14 protein-coding genes are annotated in these 18,190 nt (G+C 61.5%); 10 read left to right on the forward strand and 4 right to left on the reverse strand.

What is annotated here, in order from left to right; genetic code table 11:
- Nucleotides 1–9 precede the first annotated feature (9 nt).
- On the forward strand, nt 10–621 hold the full coding sequence (locus DDQ68_RS15235) for a thioredoxin family protein (RefSeq protein ID WP_109657072.1): 612 nt from the start codon (nt 10–12) through the stop codon (nt 619–621).
- A gap of 118 nt (nt 622–739) precedes the next feature.
- Here DDQ68_RS15235 and DDQ68_RS15240 read toward each other — a convergent pair whose 3' ends face one another.
- The 3 genes from DDQ68_RS15240 to DDQ68_RS15250 form a co-directional block, all read right to left on the reverse strand.
- Complete coding sequence (locus tag DDQ68_RS15240; RefSeq protein ID WP_109657073.1) at nt 740–1,588, reverse strand: DUF4382 domain-containing protein; 849 nt, start codon at nt 1,586–1,588, stop codon at nt 740–742.
- A gap of 147 nt (nt 1,589–1,735) precedes the next feature.
- Nucleotides 1,736–4,756 (reverse strand): AsmA family protein, encoded by a 3,021-nt coding sequence (locus DDQ68_RS15245; RefSeq protein ID WP_109657074.1) that lies wholly within the window; start codon nt 4,754–4,756, stop codon nt 1,736–1,738.
- Between the two features lie 233 nt (nt 4,757–4,989).
- Nucleotides 4,990–6,681: a carbohydrate-binding protein gene (locus DDQ68_RS15250; protein WP_162550149.1), complete on the reverse strand. Its 1,692-nt coding sequence runs from the start codon at nt 6,679–6,681 to the stop codon at nt 4,990–4,992.
- 923 nt (nt 6,682–7,604) lie between these two features.
- Here DDQ68_RS15250 and DDQ68_RS15255 point away from each other — a divergent pair.
- Together DDQ68_RS15255 and gldJ are read left to right on the forward strand one after the other, a co-directional pair.
- Nucleotides 7,605–8,654 carry a PorP/SprF family type IX secretion system membrane protein gene (locus DDQ68_RS15255; RefSeq protein WP_109657076.1) on the forward strand — a complete coding sequence of 350 codons (1,050 nt, stop codon included), beginning with the start codon at nt 7,605–7,607 and terminating at the stop codon, nt 8,652–8,654.
- Nucleotides 8,655–8,735: 81 nt separating this feature from the next.
- Nucleotides 8,736–9,980 (forward strand): gliding motility lipoprotein GldJ, encoded by a 1,245-nt coding sequence (gldJ, locus tag DDQ68_RS15260; RefSeq protein ID WP_109657077.1) that lies wholly within the window; start codon nt 8,736–8,738, stop codon nt 9,978–9,980.
- A gap of 188 nt (nt 9,981–10,168) precedes the next feature.
- On the opposite strand, the gene DDQ68_RS15265 is transcribed toward gldJ, so the two are convergent.
- Complete coding sequence (locus tag DDQ68_RS15265) at nt 10,169–10,861, reverse strand: ComF family protein (RefSeq protein ID WP_109657078.1); 693 nt, start codon at nt 10,859–10,861, stop codon at nt 10,169–10,171.
- 178 nt (nt 10,862–11,039) lie between these two features.
- On the opposite strand from DDQ68_RS15265, the gene DDQ68_RS15270 reads away from it, so the two are divergent.
- The 7 genes from DDQ68_RS15270 (at nt 11,040) to DDQ68_RS15300 (ending at nt 17,946) form a co-directional block, all read left to right on the forward strand.
- Nucleotides 11,040–11,438, forward strand: coding sequence for a carboxymuconolactone decarboxylase family protein (locus DDQ68_RS15270; RefSeq protein WP_109657079.1), 399 nt, complete (start codon nt 11,040–11,042; stop codon nt 11,436–11,438).
- Nucleotides 11,435–11,806: a hypothetical protein gene (locus DDQ68_RS15275; RefSeq protein WP_109657080.1), complete on the forward strand. Its 372-nt coding sequence runs from the start codon at nt 11,435–11,437 to the stop codon at nt 11,804–11,806. Before DDQ68_RS15270 ends, DDQ68_RS15275 begins: the two co-directional genes overlap by 4 nt.
- Before the next feature lie 34 nt (nt 11,807–11,840).
- A complete protein-coding gene (locus DDQ68_RS15280) occupies nt 11,841–12,608 on the forward strand; it encodes an exodeoxyribonuclease III (RefSeq protein ID WP_109657081.1) in 768 nt (255 codons plus the stop codon).
- Between the two features lie 71 nt (nt 12,609–12,679).
- Nucleotides 12,680–16,186: a DUF4175 family protein gene (locus DDQ68_RS15285; protein WP_109657082.1), complete on the forward strand. Its 3,507-nt coding sequence runs from the start codon at nt 12,680–12,682 to the stop codon at nt 16,184–16,186.
- Nucleotides 16,187–16,281: 95 nt separating this feature from the next.
- Nucleotides 16,282–16,713 carry an ATP-binding protein gene (locus tag DDQ68_RS15290; RefSeq protein ID WP_109657083.1) on the forward strand — a complete coding sequence of 144 codons (432 nt, stop codon included), beginning with the start codon at nt 16,282–16,284 and terminating at the stop codon, nt 16,711–16,713.
- Nucleotides 16,710–17,207 (forward strand): rRNA maturation RNase YbeY, encoded by a 498-nt coding sequence (gene ybeY / locus DDQ68_RS15295; protein ID WP_245897062.1) that lies wholly within the window; start codon nt 16,710–16,712, stop codon nt 17,205–17,207. The genes DDQ68_RS15290 and ybeY overlap by 4 nt, the downstream gene beginning before the upstream one ends.
- Before the next feature lie 28 nt (nt 17,208–17,235).
- Nucleotides 17,236–17,946 carry a GNAT family N-acetyltransferase gene (locus tag DDQ68_RS15300; RefSeq protein WP_245897063.1) on the forward strand — a complete coding sequence of 237 codons (711 nt, stop codon included), beginning with the start codon at nt 17,236–17,238 and terminating at the stop codon, nt 17,944–17,946.
- The last annotated feature ends 244 nt before the right edge of the window (nt 17,947–18,190 follow it).

The following is an 18,190-nucleotide window of genomic DNA, read 5'->3' on the forward strand; positions in this document are numbered from 1 at the left end:
CCCTTCCTGATGCCCATCACCTCCGCTCCCGTTCTTACCGCCGACCAACTGGCCACCGGCCTCACTTATGCTGCCTACCGCCAGCACATCACCGCGGTACTGGCCGCCCAGGGCCCCGACCCGCAGCTGGCCAAAATGCTGCCCCACTACCAAGAGGGCGAGGCCCGCATGAACGCCCTGGCCCCCACGGTGGCCGTACTACCCGAGCTGCAAGCGGCGCTGCAACGCATTACGCAACAATACGTTTGGGTGGTCATCACAGAAGGCTGGTGCGGCGATGCGGCCCAGCTCGTGCCCGTGATGGAAGCCGTGGCCCAGGCCAGCAACGGCCGCCTCACCACCCGCTATTTCCTGCGCGACGCTAACCCCGACCTCATTGACCGCTACCTCACCAACGGCGGCCGCGCCATCCCGATGACCGTCGTGCTCCACGCCGACTCGCTCGCCGAAGCCGCTGTGTGGGGCCCCCGCCCGGCCCCGGCCCAAACCCTGTTCCAAGACCTTAAGGCCAGCCAAACACCCTTCCCCGAGCTGGCCGCCCAGCTCCACGGCTGGTACGCCCACGACGCCACCCGCACCACCCAGCACGAGCTGTTAGACTTAGTGCAAAAGCTAGCCTAGGGCCCCGGGACCTAACCGACCTGGACCTGTACCTAGTCAGACCAATCTTGCTAAACCAAAAAAAAGCCGCTCCCTGCACAGGGAACGGCTTTCTTTGGTTTAAGGTATATTCAAGCAATTAATTCAGCGGCGTGGTACCAAGGTCCGTCACTTGGTCGTTGGTAACTGTGACGCCCGTGCGCACCACGTATTTGTAGGCGGGCTGGCCGGTAGGCGCCGTGCCAGTTGGGAAGAACTGCACTTGATAAGTACCCGCCGGTAGGGCCCCCAGCTGGAACGCCCCCGAGGCATCGGCAAAAGTGCTCACCGTGTCGGGGCCCACGATGGACGAGCGGATAGCCAGTACCTGGGGCCGCGCCGCCGCCGGACTCACGGTGCCGCGCAAGCCGCCTTTGAGGTCCTGGGCTACTACCCGGATGACCGGCTTTAGCAGGTAGCGCTCCTTCTTGTCGTTGCTGGCTTTCCAGTTGCCGCGCTCCACCACCGACTTGGCCACATCGAAATCGAGCAGCAGCTGAAACGTTTCGCGCTGCTTCAGCGTGACCTTGTCGAGCTTGAGTTTTACGCCCGAGGTTTGGCCGCTGGGCGTTTTCAGGTCGTACTGCTGGCCGTCGGTGCCCACCACGTAGCTGTTGGGGCCCAAAATGAGCCGGATTTCCTTCAGGTCGCCGGGCGCGAAGTCGGTGTTCACCAGCAAGGCCGATTTGCCGTTCACGTAATCGAGCACGTTCACGGTTTGGGGCGTGAAGCTCAGCGTTTGCCAGCCGTCGGGGTTACCTTCCTCTTTGAGGTGCACTTCAATCTGGCGCACGTCCAGTACCACGCTGTTGAAGTTGCCAGGTGCGTCCGTCAGCCGCACTTCCAGTTTGGCCGCGGTGGCGCTGGGGTCGTCCGATGTGCTTTTCGAGCAGCTAGCCAAGCCCAGCAGCGCAGCGCCGGCCAGACCCAGGAGAGAATAATTTTTCATACTATGATGGTAAAAGGGAAGAGATAAGGTGAACAAGAAGCGCTAAAAAGAGAACAATAAGCAGGTTAAACAGGACATAAGAACGGTTGGATAACCAATTGGTTATCCAACCGTTCTGTTCAAAAACCCAGCCAGAAGATACCGGTCTTACTTCTTCGCGGTATCGGCGGGCACTGATTTTTTACGGCCACCAAACAGGCTATTGAGGCCTGCTCCAATGGCTTGCCTCGCCTTGGCTTCGGCCTCCAGCTTACGCTTTTGCAGCTCCAGGTTCAGCTGTTCCTGGGCGTTTTGCTGGGTGATGGCGGTGGCTTTCTGGGTGCTGTCGCCCTTGGCTTTATTCTTGTTGGCGAGGCCCAGCAGCGCATCGGTGAGCTTGGTTTTCACCACGTTGGCCACAATGGCCTTGCCCTGGTCCTTGAGGCTGCCGCTGGTCAGCTTCACGGTGGGGTTAGTAATGGAGCCACCAATGTCGAGGCCCAGCGTCACGCGGTCGGTGCCCTGGATGTTCTGCACGCCGGTGAGCTGCGTGAGCTTGCTGCTCAGAGCATTGCCAAGCTTGCCGGTAGGCGCGTTGATGGCGGCCACGTAGTCCACGATGCCGGCCAGGCTGTTGGTACCGCCCAGCGTCAGCTTAAGGTCGCCCACCGTGAAGTCGAAGGGCTTCACCACCAGCTTGCCGTCTACGATCTGCGCGTCCACCACTTTATTGATAATGCTCAGGTTTTTCAGCTCGGGCAGCGTCGTCAGGCTAGCAATTTGGCTCAGCACCGGCGACTGCAATACACTGGCTTTCAAGATGTCAAACAGGCCCTTGCCGCTCAGCGTGCTCAGCTTGGGCAGCATGTCCTGGCCCATTTCGCCGCTCACGTTGAAGTTGGTGCTGAACACGCCCTGCACGGCCGCGGCCAGCGGCACCAGAGCCTTCACCGTGTTGAAGGCTTTGAAGGCGTTCTGGAAATCAAGGTTTTTGATGTTCAGCCCCAAATCGAACTTGGGGTGCGCCAGATTCTGGGTATTGTAGCTGCCGTTGGTGCCGAAGGTAGCCCCCAGTGTATTGAAGGTCAGGTTTTTGAGCGTCGCTATCTGGTTGTTCACCGTCACGGTGCCGCTGGCGTTTTGCAGCTTCAGGTTGTCGTAGGTCACATTGTCCACCTTGCTGTTGAGCACCAAGTCAAAAAACTTCGGAATCGGTACCACGCCGTCGGCCTTCGCCGGGGCCCCCTTGCCGGTGGCCGTACTCTTGTTGCTCACCGGATCCACCATGAACTCGTTCACGTTGAAATTGTGCGAGGTCACGTTCATCGTGCCCTTAAGTGCCTGGCCCGGCGTGAACAAGTAGCCCAGGTAGTTGCTCACCGTGCCGCTGGCCGCAAAATCGGACGTGCCGGACGTACCGTTCAGCTGCTGGATGGTAATCTGGTTGTTGTTGAACGTGCCGCTGGCCGAGCTGATGTTCACGCCCTGCGGCAGGTCTTTGCTCTTGTAGGTCACGTTTTTGGCCTGCACCGTGCCGCTGGCTTTCACGTTCTGGTAGCGGCCGGCGTCCACGTCGGCCATGTTGCCGGCGGCGGCGATGTTACCCGATACCCGCCCGGTCACGGTCATGCCCGCCAGCGGGAAAATCTTGGTGATTTTGGTCAGGTCCACCGTGCCCTTCACGTTGGCGTCGAACACCGGCTGGTTGATATTGTGGGCCGTGAGGCGGCCGTCGAGCGGCTCGCCCTCCAGCACCATGTGGAACTGCGGCAGGCTCACGTAGGTATCATTCACCTGGCCCGTGGTGTTCACCACCGTGCCGCTCAGGTTAATGTCCTCAATCGGGGCCGGGAATTTGTTCGACTTCACGTAGCCGTTGGTCATCCGGATGGCGGCGTTCACCACCGGCATCTGCGTTTTCGAGTAGGTGCCCTTGCCCGTGGCATCCACCGCCAGCTGGCCGCGCATACTTAGGCCTGGCACCGGGTACACCTTCAGAGCGTCGGCTAAGTTCACGTTGGCTTTCACGCGCCCGTCCACCTTCATCGGGTTCAGGCCGTCGATGGCCACGTTGCCGTCTACGGGGTCGGGCCCCAGATCGAGGTGAAACTGCGACACGTTCACTTTCACGTTGTTGGTAAAGCCCGAGGGGTTGTCCACCACCATCTTCACGTTGATGTTCTTGGCCTCCTGCGGCAGGTCGGGGTACTTGAAGCGGCCATTGGTCACGGCCAGGTTCAGGCCGTAGCCGGGCATCCGCAGCTTGTTCTGCACGCCCTTGTAATAGCCGTCGAAGGCCACTTTGCCGCTGGTGGCCACATTCTTGAATTTGTCGGTGTACACGCCCGGCACCAGGCTGAGCAGGGTTTTGAAGTCCGTCTCCAGGGCCCTAAACGTTACGTCGTAGGTAATATCCGTGGCGTTGGGCAACCCGATGGCCCCGGCAAAGCTGAACGGGAAGTCGTTGAGCTTGATCTTGTTGTCCTTGAACGTGTACAGGTGCTTATTCAGGTCCATGTTCATCGTCACGTCGGCGTCGAGCTTCTTGTCCGTCACGTAGGCTACGCCGCCGTAGCGCATGTCGAGGCGGCCAGCCGTGGTTTTCGATTTCATGTCGAACACGTTGCTGGCGAAGTCGCCGCTACCGGTGTGGTTCACCTGGCGCGCCTCCATGCGGAAGGGCAGCGTCAGGTCCTCGTAGCGCAGATGGCCGTCAGTAATTTTCCAGCCCTTGATGGCCAGCCGTACCTGGCTGGTGTCCTGACCCTTAGCCGCGGCCGCCGAGTCCGAAATCATCACGTCCCAGTTGGCACGCCCGCTCTTCAGCACCCGCAGGCTGATATCGGGCCGGTCCAATTCCACACTATTAATTTTGATTTCCTGGCCCTTGATAACGGTCATAATATCGAGGCCCACGCGCAGGCCGGGCAGGTAGGCCAGCGTGTCGCGGCTGAACGAGTCGAGGCCAATCACACGCAAGTCCTTGATATCCAACGTCAGGTCGGGGAAGGAGTGGAGCACGCTCACGTCGATGCTGTTCGGGTCGTACTGCACTTTGGCGCGCACCCGTTGGGCAATCTGTTTGTCGGCCAGGGCCCGCAGCTTATCCTTAAACAAGAACGGCGCGGCCACCACGGCCACCAGCAGCAGCACGATAAAAACCAGAAAACCAAGCAGAATCTTACGCATCAGGAGGAGAAATAAAGTGGCAGCCGGCCTCTTAAAAGCACAGCTATTGAGTTTATTAACGCGAAAAGGCCGCAAAGCGCTTTCCGCTCCGCATTTTTTTGCCCGGCGGCCGATGTTTGCCTGGGCAGTAGCTGGCCAAAAATAACGCAGCCGCGGCCTACCCTCAACTGCAAACAGGCCCCGGCTCGTGAGAGCCAGGGCCCACGGGTCTTTAAAAGGATAACCACCCCACGCTATTTTATTAGTAGCTTCTGCTGGACGCTTGCGTGGCGGCCGGTTAGGGTTAGCAGGTAGAGGCCGGGCGCTAAGCCGACCGTGCTAAGCTGCATGGTTTGGCGGCCCGCAACCGGCTGGCGGACGACGACGGCCCCCGTAGCGGTAAGGATGCGCACTTCCAGCGTCGGGTCAGAGGCATCGGTGAGCAGCAGCGACACTTGGTTTTGGGCCGGATTGGGGAAAACCCGCAAAGCCGGCTCGTTGGCGGCCAGCGCTGGCTGGGTGGCCGTAACGGTAGCGGCACCGAAACTGAAACTATCGGTGTTGAAGCCCGGCGTGTCAACGACAAAGCGCAGCACCGCCGCGCCCGCCGGCAACGCCAGCGCCGTGCCCACCGCCTGCCACTGCTGCGGCCCGCCCGTGGCAGGCACAGCCACGCTGGCCGAGCGTTGGCCCCCAGCTTCAAAGTGAAACGCCCCCCCGCCCCCCAAGGAGGACACTCGCACCGCAACGCGGTACGTGCCAGCCGCTTGCACCTGCACGGTGTATGCGCTCCATTCGCCCGCCTCGGCGAAGTCGAGGTTGTAGCCGCCCGCTGCGCAACGCTCAATGTCTACGCCCGTGTTGCGGTACAGCACGCTTAGGTTGGTTGGGGTGGTGTCGTGGAAGCTCACGCCCTCGCCGCCCTCGTCAAAGTTCTCAGCTTCGACCATCCCCGGCACCGTGGCGGCCACGCCCTGGTAGGGGGCCTGCGGCCGGGTGGGCGGGGGCACGCCTTTGAAGTCAGTGATTTTCTGCTTCATCAGGTCGTAGTACAGCGCGCCGTGCCCGCCCGCCATCGGCTCAATATCGGAGCTATATTCCGTCAGCCATTGGTCCACGAAGGTGGGCAGGCTGGTCTTGCTCCAGTTGCCGGCCGACCATTCGTTCCAGGAGTGAATGAACACGAATTTGACCCCAGCTTTCTGGGCCGCGTCCATGTACTTGGTAAAATAGGCCCCGTTTTGCCGGCCCACGGCCCCCGGCGTGGGGTTAATCCCGTCGGTAGTCATGTACGAGGCCTGCGTGGCCACGGGCGCGCACATTTCCTCGGGCTGGCCGTTGTAGTAAAACGGCGGCGGCGGGGTGCTGGAGTTAACCTTAAATTGCCAGCAGCTACCCGAATTATCGAGGCCCCAGCAGTGGCGGGTGGTATAATCGGCAAAAATACCGGCGGTCGGCACGGCCGGCTGGCCCTTGTCCGACTGCCCCAGGTTGTCGAGCGGCTTGGCAACGAGCACGAGCTTCTTACCCAGATACTCGTAAAAAAGGTCGCTGCGATAAACCTTAAAATACGTGTCGCGGATGGTGGCCAGCGTGGCCTCGTTTTGGGCGAAGAACACAATCCTGGGCGTGGGCAGGCCGGCGTTCAGGCGCTCCTGCCACCGCTGGCACAAGGCTTTCGTAGCCGATACGTACGACGGGCCGCTATTAGTAAAGTCCTGGGCCCCGTTGGTAAAATCTAGGATGATGAAATCTACCCCTACCTGGCTGATTAAATCAGCGTGGTAGTCGAGCAGGTCGTTGTTGGCCTGCCTGGGGTCGCCGTTGAAGTAGAAGAGGTAATTGTTTTTGAGGGTACCGTCGCCGTGCGTGGTGGCCCACAACGGCTTGCCCCAAAAATGCGGCGTGCCCCCGTTCGGGCCATAGGCTGGGGTTTGCCCACGCATAATCCACGAATCGCCGGAGGGCGAGATAAACTTTGGCAGGTACAGGGTGTGGCCAAAGACCGGAAAATAAAACAGGCCCACCTGCTTTTGGGCACGGGCCGGGCTTACGCTTGCCAGCAACAACGTGCTACTGAGCAGGCCTCCTAGCAGCAAGCGCCGGCAGGGCCCCCAACGGCAAACGGCACGAGCGGTACCCGCCGGATATTCCTGGTTCATAACGAGTTATTTTTTACGATGAAAAGGTCGGGAGTTTCCCGATTGGGAGCCGCTGGGTTTACTAAGCAGCCTGGAAGCCGCCGCCGCGCGCAGGCGCTGAGCCGGTCATTTTATTATCGGCTTGAACTGCACTTGCAGGCCGGGGCCGAGTATTTCCACTAGGTATACCCCCGGTTTCAGCGCGGCACTACCAATAACGGGGCCGATGATTACTTGAATAAATTTTACATCAAAATACTACGTACGTACACCGTGGCGAATTAGCAGTAGCTGGTAGTGTAAGCGCAGTGCTGGGGTAAGCGGAGTTTCAAAGTTCCTTTCCAGGGCCCTAAACGTCACGTCGCAGATAATCCGTGGCGTTGCACAGCCCGATGGCCCCAACAAAGCCGAACGGAAAGTCGTTGAGCTTGAGATTTTTGTCTTCGAACGTGCACGGGTTAGGCAAGCCAGCGTGTGGCGGCTGAGCGAGCCGAGCCCGAGCGCACGCAGGTTCTCTTGAGGTCCACCACCGAATCTTGCGCAGAGCCAGTCGTACTAAACTGAATCAGATAAAAGTGGGCCGCCCGCCCGTTGCCCTCGCCTTAAACGGCCGGCCGGGGCCCTGGTGTTCATTCTCTGGGGCCCCAGCCGGACTTCCGGAGCCCCCGGCCGTACTTTCGTTGGCCGGCCGTACCAAAACCGGGCCCAACTACGTTTAGCCTGCCTTTATGCTCTGCTCCCTTCCACTGCGCGGGGCCCTGGCCCGCTGGCTGGGGCGTGGCACGGCCCTGCTGCTGGCCGTAGGGTTGGCCGCACCCGCCGCCCAGGCCCAGGACGTGTACTTCTCGCAGCCTTTCGCCACGCGCCTGCACGCCAACCCTGCCTTCACCGGCCTGCTCGACGACTACAGCGTGACGCTGAGCTACCGCAACCAGTTGCCCTCGCTGGCGGGGTCGTTCGTGACCACCCAGGCCGCGGCCGACTGGCGGCCCGACAAGCCCGGCCAACACCACGCCTTCGGCCTGCTCGTGGACCAGGACCGGGCGGGCTCCGTGGGCTACACCCGCATCCAGGCCGGGGCCCTGTACGCCTACCACACCCGCCTGACCCGGCAGGTGGCCCTGAGCGGGGGCCTGCGCGCCAGCTACGGCCGCCAGCGCGTGAGCTACGGCAACTTCACGTTCGGCGACCAGATTTCGGCCGACGGCCAGCTCACGGGGCCCTCGGCCGAGGCCATCGACTTCGCGCCCAGCAACTACCTCAGCGTGGGCACCGGCGTGGTGCTGTACTCCGACCAGGCTTGGCTGAGCATTGCCGGGCAGCACCTCAACCAGCCCAGCCTCGGGTTTCGGGCCCAAAGCCAACTACCGCTGCTGCTGAACGTGAGCGGCGGCTACAAATTTTTTGTCCTGAAACCGGGCGCCGGCCGCGAGCTGAGTTATACCCCCGTGGCGGCCTACAGCCGGCAGGGCGGCTCGCAGCGCGTTGAGGCCGGATTGTATTTCACCGCGTCGCCCGTCACGCTGGGGGCCGTGTACCGCAACCTTTTCGGCAACACCGGCGTTGGGCCGCAGCACGTGCTGGCCGTGGTGGCGGGGGTGCAGGCGGGGGCCCTGCGCCTGGGCTACAGCTACGACGTGGGCCTGAGCAGCTTAAGCGCAAATTTGGGCGGGGCCCATGAAATAACTTTGGCCATCAGGGCGTTTGACAAGCTCGAAAATGCCTACCAACGCCTGCGCCGGAGAAATTATCCTATCGCGCCTTGCCCGGCATTCTAGATTTTTTGTAATATTGCATTTAAATTGCAACCGAATTACTACTGATAACGATTCTTCACCCCTAGTTGAACTAGTCCAGTCATGAAATTATCCAACTATCTATGCCTGGGCGCACTCGCACTCGGGGCCTTAGCGAGCTGCAAGGACGGCCAGCGCAGCGCTACTAACCCCGGCAAGGATTCGTCGACGACGGGGGTCGAATACAACACCGAAAAGGGCATGCAGGTGTCCAGTTACAAGGGCCTCCCGGCCGGCCCGGGCCTCGTGTTCATCGAGGGTGGCCGCACCGTCCTGGGTACCCTAGAGGAGGATGTGACCCTTTCGCACGACAATATCGAGCGCACCGTCACCATTGCCTCGTTCTATATGGACGAGGCCGAGGTAGCCAACATTCACTGGCTGGAATATTTGCACTTTATCCGCACCGATTCGGCGGAGGAGTTCTATAAGTCGGCCCTGCCCGACACCACCGTGTGGGCCCGCGACCTGTCGTTCAACGACCCCTACGTGACCTATTACCTGCGTTATCCCGGCTTCCGCTACTTCCCCGTGGTGGGCGTGAGCTGGCTCCAGGCCAACGACTACTGCACCTGGCGCACCGCCAAGGTGAACGAAGGCCTGGCCAACACCGAAGGTAGTTCGGGCAAAAAGGGCGGGGGCTTGTTCTCGCGCAAAAAGAAAGACACCGCTGCCGAAGGCACTGCGGCCGCCGATAGCAAAAACCGTGTCTCCATCGAGAACGGCAATACTTTGCCTAACTACCGCCTGCCCACCGAGGCCGAGTGGGAGTACGCCGCCCTGGCCCTCATCGGCACCCAAGAGGTGGGCAACGAGAACCAGGAGGAAAAACGCATTTACCCCTGGGACGGCCGCACCACCCGCAACGCCTACGGCCACAAGCAGGGCCAGTTCCTGGCCAACTTCAAGCGTGGCCGTGGCGACTACGCCGGCATTGCCGGCAGCCTGAACGATGGCGCCATGATTACGGAGCAGATTTACGCCTACCCGCCCAACGACTACGGCCTCTACAACATGGCCGGCAACGTGAACGAATGGGTGCAAGACGTCTACCGCCCCCTTTCGTACCAGGACGTGGAAGACCTGAACCCCTTCCGCCGCAACGGCGTGCTGGACCCCGCCGACAAATACGACAAAAAAGGCTACCAGTCGTTGATCGACGACAAGGTGCGCGTGTACAAAGGCGGCTCGTGGCGCGACGTGGCCTATTGGCTCTCGCCCGGCACCCGCCGCTTTATGGCCCAGGATTCGGCCACGGCCACCATTGGCTTCCGCTGCGCGATGATCAACGCCGGCAGCAACAAGTAGGACCGCAGATTAAGTGGATTTAACGGATGAGAACGAGTTTTTAAAGTTCTGTTTCCAATTTCAAAATAAAAAAGGCGACCTATCCGGGTCGCCTTTTTTAATTCACAATCACCTACATACCATGTATACACCAGTGGAAGTAGGGTCTTGGGAATCCGTTTTATCTGTTAAATCCACGTAACCTGCGGTCAGGCACACGCAATAGTGGCGATGCTGATTTCCAGGGCCCCAGCGGCCAGCAAGGCCGCGCCGCAGGCTTCGAGAGTAGCGCCGGTGGTCAGCACATCGTCGACGAGCAGCACGCGGCGACCGGCTACCGACGCAGCATCGGCGGCTTCGAACACGGTGGCTACGTTTTCCCAGCGCTCGGCGCGGTTCTTTTTGGTTTGGGTGGCGGTGTGGGCGGTGCGGCGCAGAGCGGGGGCCCAGGGCAGGGCCAGGCCGGCGGACAGGCCTTCGGCAAACACCTCGGCTTGGTTGAAGCCGCGCCGGGCTAGCTTGCGCGGGTGCAGCGGCACGGGCACGATGAGGTCGAAGTCGGCGGCCAGGCCCGCCGCGGCCAACTCGGCGCCGTAGAGGCGGCCCAGGGCCGTGCCCACGCCGCGCTGGCCGCCATACTTGAGGCCATGCAGCAGGCGCTGCACGCGGCCCTGGCGCACAAACTGCAAGTAGCTGAGAGCGTGCCGCACGGGCAGCTTGCCCCAGAAACGGCGGGCCAGCGGGTTGGCCTCGGGCGGCAGGCGGTGGAAATCAGTATAGGGCAGCTCGGCGCGGCAGGCGGTGCAGAGGTGCGCCTCGCCCCGGGCCAGCGGCTCGCGGCAGGCCGGGCACAAGCGCGGGAAAACAAGGCCCACGAAGTCGGCCAGCCAGGAGCGGAGCATGGGCGTAAATTTGCGTTTTAGTTAGTGAGGCTACCGACGACTAAAGGTCGTCATGCTGAGCGCAGCCGGAGCATCTCTCCCGTAACAGCAGTAATTGCTCGACGAGAGAGATGCTTCGACAAGCTCAGCATGACGTTCTGGGGGCCCCATCGTTCAGCAAATAACCGATAATTCTACCATGTCCCAAGTAACCGAATTCAACGACTACCGCCAGCGGATGAACGAGAAGATTCTCGCCGCCGACAACAAGGTTATCAAGCGCTTTTTCAACCTTGATACCAACACCTACGCCGCCGGGGCCCTCGATGTAAAAACCAAGGAAATATTGGGCCTGGCCTGCTCCATGGTGCTGCGCTGCGACGACTGCATCAAGTACCACTTAGGTAAATGCTTTGAGGAAAAGCTCTCGGACGAAGAGATTTACGAGGTATTCGCCATCGCCAACCTCATCGGGGGCAGCATCGTCATTCCGCACTTCCGCCGCGCGGTGGAGTACTGGGAAATATTGAAGGAGGAAGCCGGCCAGAGCCTGCCCGCGCCCGACCACGCCCATGCCCACGGGGCCCCCGCCGCATGAGCGACGACCTGACCGCCCCGGAACACCTCGAAACCGAAGCCGATTTCGAGCACCGCTGGAACGCCCTGCTGGCCGAAATGGAAGCCCGCTTCGGCAAGCGCCCCGACCTGAACGCCCTACTGCTGCTCATCGGCGTGCAGGAGCTGGGGCAGGGCGTGGCCGAATTCACCAAGGAGCAGAAGCAGGACCTGATGCACATCGCCACCTGCAAACTGTTCAGCCTTAGTGGCCACTACGAGCTGGAGCGCGTGGACGAGGACGGCTGGCCGCACTACAAGCTGCTGCGCCCGGTGCCCTTCGCCTTCCTCAAAGAGCAGGAACGCATGATGAAGTGGCACATGCTGGAATATTTTAGCCTGGACGACTAGGAGAGCATGACGGCCTGAATTTTACAATAAACTGTTGAAAATCATTTCTTACAACGTCAACGGCCTGCGCTCGGCCCTGAGCAAGGGGCTGCTCGACTGGGTGGCGCATGCTGACCCGGACGTGCTCTGCCTCCAGGAAATAAAGGCTGGCGTGGGGCCCCTGGACGTGTCGGGCTTCGAGGCGCTGGGCTACTACGCCTACCTGCACCCGGCCCAAAAGCCCGGCTACAGCGGTGTGGCTACGTTCTCGAAAACCAAGCCCGTGGCCGTGGTGCACGGCTGCGGCACGCCCGCCTACGACGACGAGGGCCGCGTGCTGCGGCTGGATTTTGAGGACGTGTCGGTGCTGAACACCTACATGCCCTCGGGCACGAGCGGGCCGGCGCGGCAGGCTTTTAAGGTGGAGTGGCTGCACTTTTTCCGGCGCTACGTGGCCGGGCTGCGGACCCGGGGCGGGGCCCCGCTACTCATCGGCGGCGACTTCAACTGCTGCCAAACCGAAATCGACCTGCACAACCCCAAGGCCAACCAAAACAGCCCCGGCTACACGCCCGAGGAGCGCCAGTGGTTCCGCGATTTCCTGGCCGATGGGTTCGTCGATACCTTTCGCCACCACTACCCGGGGGCCCCGGGCCACTACTCGTGGTGGAGCTACCGGGCCGGCTCGCGCCCCCGCAATGTGGGCTGGCGCCTCGACCATTGGCTTGCCGATGCGGCCCTGCAACCGCGCCTAGCGGCGGCCGGCCTACTGCCCGACGCCGTGCACTCCGACCATTGCCCGGCTTGGGTGGAGCTAGGATGAAGCCGGGGGCCCGCCGATTGAACCAACGCCGCCGCGGTTTGCGTATCTTTCCCAGAGACAAGACCTGACTTATGGCTGTAGTGGTGGAGCACGATGCGCCCGGCGCGGACCAGTACCCGGCCCTGGCGCGGGTGCGGGCCGAGCTGGAAGCCTTCAAGCGCAAGTTTTACCTGAATTTGTTGGTGCGGGGGGCCCTGGTGGCGGGGGGGCTGTTGCTCACGCTGTTCGTGGCCTTCAGCCTGCTCGAATACTTCCTGTACCTGCCCACGGCGGTGCGGGCGGTGCTGCTGTTTGGCTTTTTGGGGCTGGCGGCGTACGCCTTTGCGCGCTGGATTTGGCGGCCCCTGGCGGCCCTCACCCACCTGCGCCGCCTGCTGAGCGACGAGCAGGCCGCCCGCCGCGTAGGCGAGCTGTTCCCGCAGGTGCAGGACCGCCTGCTGAACGCCCTCCAGCTGCAAGGCCAGGCCCGCGGCAACGCCCTGGTGGCCGCCAGCTTGGAGCAGCGTGCCGCCCAGCTCGGCCAAATTTCTTTTGCCGGAGGCATTAACATTCAGCAGCAGAGCCGCCCGCTGTGGAAGTATGCGCTGGGGCCCCTGGCGCTGCTGGGGCTGGCGCTGGCCGTGTTTCCAAGCTTTTTAAAGCAGGGCACCGAGCGCATCTGGCACTACCAGCGGGCGTATTCGCCGCCCGCGCCGTTCGAGTTCGTGCTGAAAAACAAGGAGCTGACAGCGTTTCGGGGCGAGAATTTTACCCTCGACGTGGCCGTGACCGGCAGTGCCCTGCCCGCCGAGGCCAGCGTCCGCTACGGCGGGGCCGAGCGCAAAATGCAGCGTGTGCCGGGCCACCCCGACCAGTTCCGCTACGTGTTCGAGCAGCTCCAGGCCGACGTTGATTTCCAGCTAACTGGCGCCGGCTTTGCCTCGCCCGAGCACCGGCTAGTTGTGCGGGAGCGGCCCAGCCTGCGCGACTTCAAGGTGCGCATCAGCTACCCCGCCTACACCGGCCGGGGCCCCGAAACCGTGGAAAACGGCGGCAACCTGACCGTGCCCGAGGGCAGCACCGTGCGCTGGGAATTTGCCACGGCCGCCACCCAAGCCTTAGCCCTGGTATTCGAGAACCCGGCCGAAACGCTGGCCGCCCAGCGCGACGGCGACGCCTTCGTGGCCACGCGGCAGGTGCTGCGCTCGCAGCCCTATCAGCTACGGCTGCAAAACGCCGCCAGCCGCAACCCCGACCCCATTGCCTACCAGCTCACCGCCGTCCCCGATGCGCCGCCCACGCTCACGCTGGAGGCATTTTCGGATACAACTTCGCTGAATTTCCTGGCCCTGGGCGGCACCGCGCGCGACGACTACGGCCTCACGCGCTTGGTGCTGCATTACACCGTGCACCGCGCCGGCCAGGGCCAGGGCCCCAATGCCGCTGGTGCAGCGCACGCCACGCCGCTGGCACTGCCCCGCGGAAGTGCGGGCACTTACAGCCACACCTGGAACATTGGGGCCCTGAGCCTGAAGCCCGGCGACCGCCTCGAATACTTTATGGAAGCCTGGGACAACGACGGCCTGCACGGCCCCAAGGCCACCCGCACCCGCCCAGCCGAGTTCCGGCTGCCCAGCCGCCGCGAGCAGCAGCAGCAGCTGGCCGCCGCCTCGCAGGCCGTGGCCAGCCAGATGAGCCAGGCCGCCAAGCAGAGCGAAAAGCTGGAGCGCGAGTTGGCCAAAACGTCCGATAAGCTGAAAACCAAGCGCGAGCTGAGCTTCCAGGACCGCAAACAGTTGGAGAATATGCTCGACCAGAAGCAGCAGCTCAACCAGCAAGTAGAGCAGATGCAAAAGGCTTTCGAGCAATTGCAGCAGAAGCAGGACCAGCTCGACCCCAAAAGCGAGGAGTTGGCCAAGAAGGCCGACGAGCTGAAAAAGCTGATGGCCGACCTGCTCGACCCCGAAACCAAGAAGCTGTACGACAAGCTACAAAAGCTGCTGGAGCAGCAAAAGCAGCCCGACGCCGAAATGCAGAAGCTGATGCAGCAGCTTGAAAACAAGGAGAATACCTTGCAGAAAGAGCTGGACAGGGCCCTGGAGATGTTCAAGCAAATGCAGTTTGACCAGAAGGCCGAGGCCACGGCCGACAAGCTGGAAAAGCTGGCCGAGGACGAGCAGAAATTAGCCGAAAAAACCGCCCAGAACGATAAGGACAACCCCGCCAACAAGGCCTCGAAGGAGCAGCAAAAAGCAGCGCAGGAGCAGCTCAAGCAAACCCAGGCCGAGAACCAGCAGCAATTTGAGGACCTGAAAAAGGACTTGCAGGACCTCAAGCAGCTGGACAAGGAAATGGGTAACCAGAACGGGGCCGACGAGCAAAAACCTGAGCAGGAGCAAACCGACCAAGACATGCAGGAAGGCCAGCAGCAGCTGGGCAAGAACCAGAACCAAAAGGCCGCCGCCAAGCAAAAAAGTGCCGCCCAGCGGATGCAGAAGATGGCTAAGAAGATGCGCGACCAGCAGGACCAGGAGGAGAGCGACCAGGCCCAGCAGAATATCGACGACCTGCGCTACATCCTCAAGAACCTGCTGACGCTCAGCTTCGACCAGGAGGGCCTGATGAAGGATTTCCGCCGCGTGGACCAGAGCGACCCGCGCTTCGTGCAGCTGGGCCAAACGCAGCGTAAACTGCGCGACGACTCGCGCATCATCCAGGACTCGCTGTACGCGCTGGCCAAGCGCGAGCCCAAAATCCAGAGCTTCGTGACCCGCGAAGTGGGCGACATGAACGGCCGCATGGACGAGGCGCTGGGCCACATCCAGCAGCGCGACGTGGGCCGCGCCACCGCTACCCAGCAGCAGGCTATGACCAGCATGAACAACCTGGCCCTGATGCTGAGCAGCTCGCTCAACGACATGCAGCAGGCCCAGGCGCAGGCCCAGGGCCAGCCCAAAAACGGCCAGGGCAAGCCCGGCCGCAAAAAGGGCAAGGGTAAAGGGCAGGGGCAAGGCAAGCCGGGCCCCGGCAACCTCGGCCAGATGCAGCAGCAGCTCAACCAGCAGATTCAGCAGCTTTCGCAAAGCGGCAAAACCGGGCGCGCCATGTCGCAGGAGCTGGCCAAGCTGGCTGGCCAGCAGCAGATGCTGCGCCAGGCCATGCAGCAGCTCGACCGGATGCAGGGCCAGGGGGGGCCCGGCGGCAGTGGTAAGCCCGGTGGCAAGGATGGCAAAGGCAACAATCCCAGCGAGAAAGATGCCAAAGGCGAGCAGAGCGGGGGTGGCAGCGGCGAAGTGAAGAAGCTGATGGAACAAACTGAAACCGACCTCGTAAACAAGCGCCTGACGGAGCAAACTTTGCTGCGCCAGCAGCAAATTCTAACCCGCTTGCTGGAGGTGGAGAAATCGGCTCGGGAGCGCGACCAGGACAGCAAGCGCGAGGCGCAAACGGCCAGGCCACAGCCGCCCGTGTTCCCACCAGCCTTTGATAAGTACAAAGTTTTGGGCCAGCGCCAAACCGACCTTTTGCGCACTAACCCCCCGACGCTCACGCCCTACTACCAGCGCGAGGTGGGCGAGTACTTCCAGAAAATGAAATAATTTACCGCAGGGGCCGTATTGGCTAGCCTGTATTTATCGTTAAAGTTTTTAATTTTGCCGCCCGGCGCCTGTCACTCTCCTTTGCCCTTTACTATATGAAACAAGTAAAAATCCAGATTCCGTCGCTGGTCGAGAACATTCGCGTGGTGGAGAGCTTCATCGATAACTCGAAGGATACCTTTCAGATTGAGGACGATATCTACGGCAACATCATGGTGGCCGTGACTGAAGCGGTGAACAACGCCATCCGCCACGGCAATAAATTTGATAAGGACAAAAACGTGTACCTCTCGCTGTACGTGCAGCCCAACCAGCTCAAGTTTGAGATTGAGGACGAAGGCACGGGCTTCAACCCTGAGAATCTGGACGACCCCACGGCCCCCGAAAACCTCGAAAACCCCGGCGGCCGCGGCATCTTTCTCATCCGCCACCTGGCCGATGCGGTGGAGTTCAGCAAAGAAGGCCGCCGCGTGGAGCTGACGTTCCAGCTGGCACCCGCCGAAACCTCGCCCACCGCCGCCGCGTGAACACTGCCCCGCCCGTAGAGCCGCCCGATTCCGATTCGTTTCCGCCGGGGCCCCTGCACCACGAGGCCCCCGGCATCGAGTTCATGGTGGAGGACGCGCCTAACTTTGCGCTGGCCGACGCCGAGGAGCTGGTGGACTGGATTGAGCGCGTGGCCGAAGTGCACGAGCACCGCATTGTGCAGCTCACGTACATCTTCTGCTCGGACGAGTACCTGCACCGCATGAACGTGGAGTACCTCGGCCACGACACGCTCACCGACGTCATCACCTTCGACAACGCCGACGATTCGGACATTCTGGAAGGCGACATTTTTATCAGCACCGAACGGGTAGCCGACAACGCCAACGACTTAGGCATCAGCTTCCGCGACGAGCTGCACCGCGTGATGATTCACGGCGTGCTGCACCTGCTGGGCTACCACGACAAGGACCTACTGAGCCAAACGGCCATGCGCGCCAAGGAAGACCATTGCCTGTCGCTGCGCACGTTTTAGGGGCCCCGGGCCCGTTTATTTGCCTGCCATGCCGCTCGTAATTCCCGGCGCCACCCTGGACTATTACCTGGGCCAGGGCTACTACCGGATGCGGCAGGACCTGTTCACCTGCCAGTTTTTGCCCCACGACGACCAGCTCTACACAGTGCACTGGCTGCGCGTGATGCTGCGCGACGTGCAGTTCGGCCCCAAGCAGCGCCACTTGCTGCGGCGCAACGCGGCGTTTTCGATGGCGGTGCGACCGTTTCGCCTCACGGCGGAATACGAGACGCTGTATAGCCTTTACCATCAATCCCTTGATTTTGAGGCTTCGCCAAATCTTGCCGAGCTGCTGCTTGCCGAAAAAACGATGCATTCGGTGTTCAACACGGCAATTGTGGAAGTGCGCGACGGCGAGTTGCTGGTGGCGGCCGGCATCTTCGACCAGGGCGTAGACAGCATTGCTGGCATCGTCAACTTCTACCACCCGGCTTACCGCCAGTACAGCCTGGGCAAGTACCTGATGCTGTTGAAAATAGCGCACGCCCAGCAGCAGCAGAAAACGTACTACTACCCCGGCTACGTGGTGCACGGCTACCCCAAATTCGACTACAAGCTGTGGGCCTGCCCGGCGGCCACCGAAGTCTTTGATTGCTACAGCCGCCAGTGGCCGCTTTTCTCCTGGGAAGTAGTGGCGCAACAGTCGGCAGCCATTGTGGCCGATTGGCTGGCGCGGGAGGGCCCCGGCAGCGTGGCGTAAAGCCATTGCGTATCTTTGCGCACGTTTTGAGCTAGTTGCGCTCTTTGCCCGCTGCAATAAATTTGGAGGCCGCAACTCGTTTTAATTGAAACGGGTAGCGGCTTTTTCGCGCAAAGTGCCGCGAAGTTGAAATTAAGTTTCGCAAAACTTTGGTTTCAATTTCGGCCGGCCCACTTGGCGCGGCGGCCTTGGCGAAAGCGGCGGCCTTGCCGAAACTTAATTTTTAAACTCAGCGAAACTTCGC

The sequence above is a fragment of the Hymenobacter nivis genome (genome assembly GCF_003149515.1).
Lineage (GTDB): Bacteria > Bacteroidota > Bacteroidia > Cytophagales > Hymenobacteraceae > Hymenobacter > Hymenobacter nivis.

What these genes read in the sequence shown, in the direction of transcription:
- DDQ68_RS15250 (WP_162550149.1), bottom strand. Translation starts at nt 6,681, where the DNA reads ATGCGTGGGCAAACCCCAGCCTATGGCCCGAACGGGGGCACGCCGCAT.
- DDQ68_RS15285 (WP_109657082.1), top strand. Translation starts at nt 12,680, where the DNA reads ATGGCTGTAGTGGTGGAGCACGATGCGCCCGGCGCGGACCAGTACCCG.
- DDQ68_RS15290 (WP_109657083.1), top strand. Translation starts at nt 16,282, where the DNA reads ATGAAACAAGTAAAAATCCAGATTCCGTCGCTGGTCGAGAACATTCGC.
- DDQ68_RS15255 (WP_109657076.1), top strand. Translation starts at nt 7,605, where the DNA reads ATGCTCTGCTCCCTTCCACTGCGCGGGGCCCTGGCCCGCTGGCTGGGG.
- DDQ68_RS15245 (WP_109657074.1), bottom strand. Translation starts at nt 4,756, where the DNA reads ATGCGTAAGATTCTGCTTGGTTTTCTGGTTTTTATCGTGCTGCTGCTG.
- DDQ68_RS15235 (WP_109657072.1), top strand. Translation starts at nt 10, where the DNA reads ATGCCCATCACCTCCGCTCCCGTTCTTACCGCCGACCAACTGGCCACC.
- gldJ (WP_109657077.1), top strand. Translation starts at nt 8,736, where the DNA reads ATGAAATTATCCAACTATCTATGCCTGGGCGCACTCGCACTCGGGGCC.
- DDQ68_RS15275 (WP_109657080.1), top strand. Translation starts at nt 11,435, where the DNA reads ATGAGCGACGACCTGACCGCCCCGGAACACCTCGAAACCGAAGCCGAT.
- DDQ68_RS15300 (WP_245897063.1), top strand. Translation starts at nt 17,236, where the DNA reads ATGCCGCTCGTAATTCCCGGCGCCACCCTGGACTATTACCTGGGCCAG.
- DDQ68_RS15265 (WP_109657078.1), bottom strand. Translation starts at nt 10,861, where the DNA reads ATGCTCCGCTCCTGGCTGGCCGACTTCGTGGGCCTTGTTTTCCCGCGC.
- DDQ68_RS15270 (WP_109657079.1), top strand. Translation starts at nt 11,040, where the DNA reads ATGTCCCAAGTAACCGAATTCAACGACTACCGCCAGCGGATGAACGAG.
- DDQ68_RS15240 (WP_109657073.1), bottom strand. Translation starts at nt 1,588, where the DNA reads ATGAAAAATTATTCTCTCCTGGGTCTGGCCGGCGCTGCGCTGCTGGGC.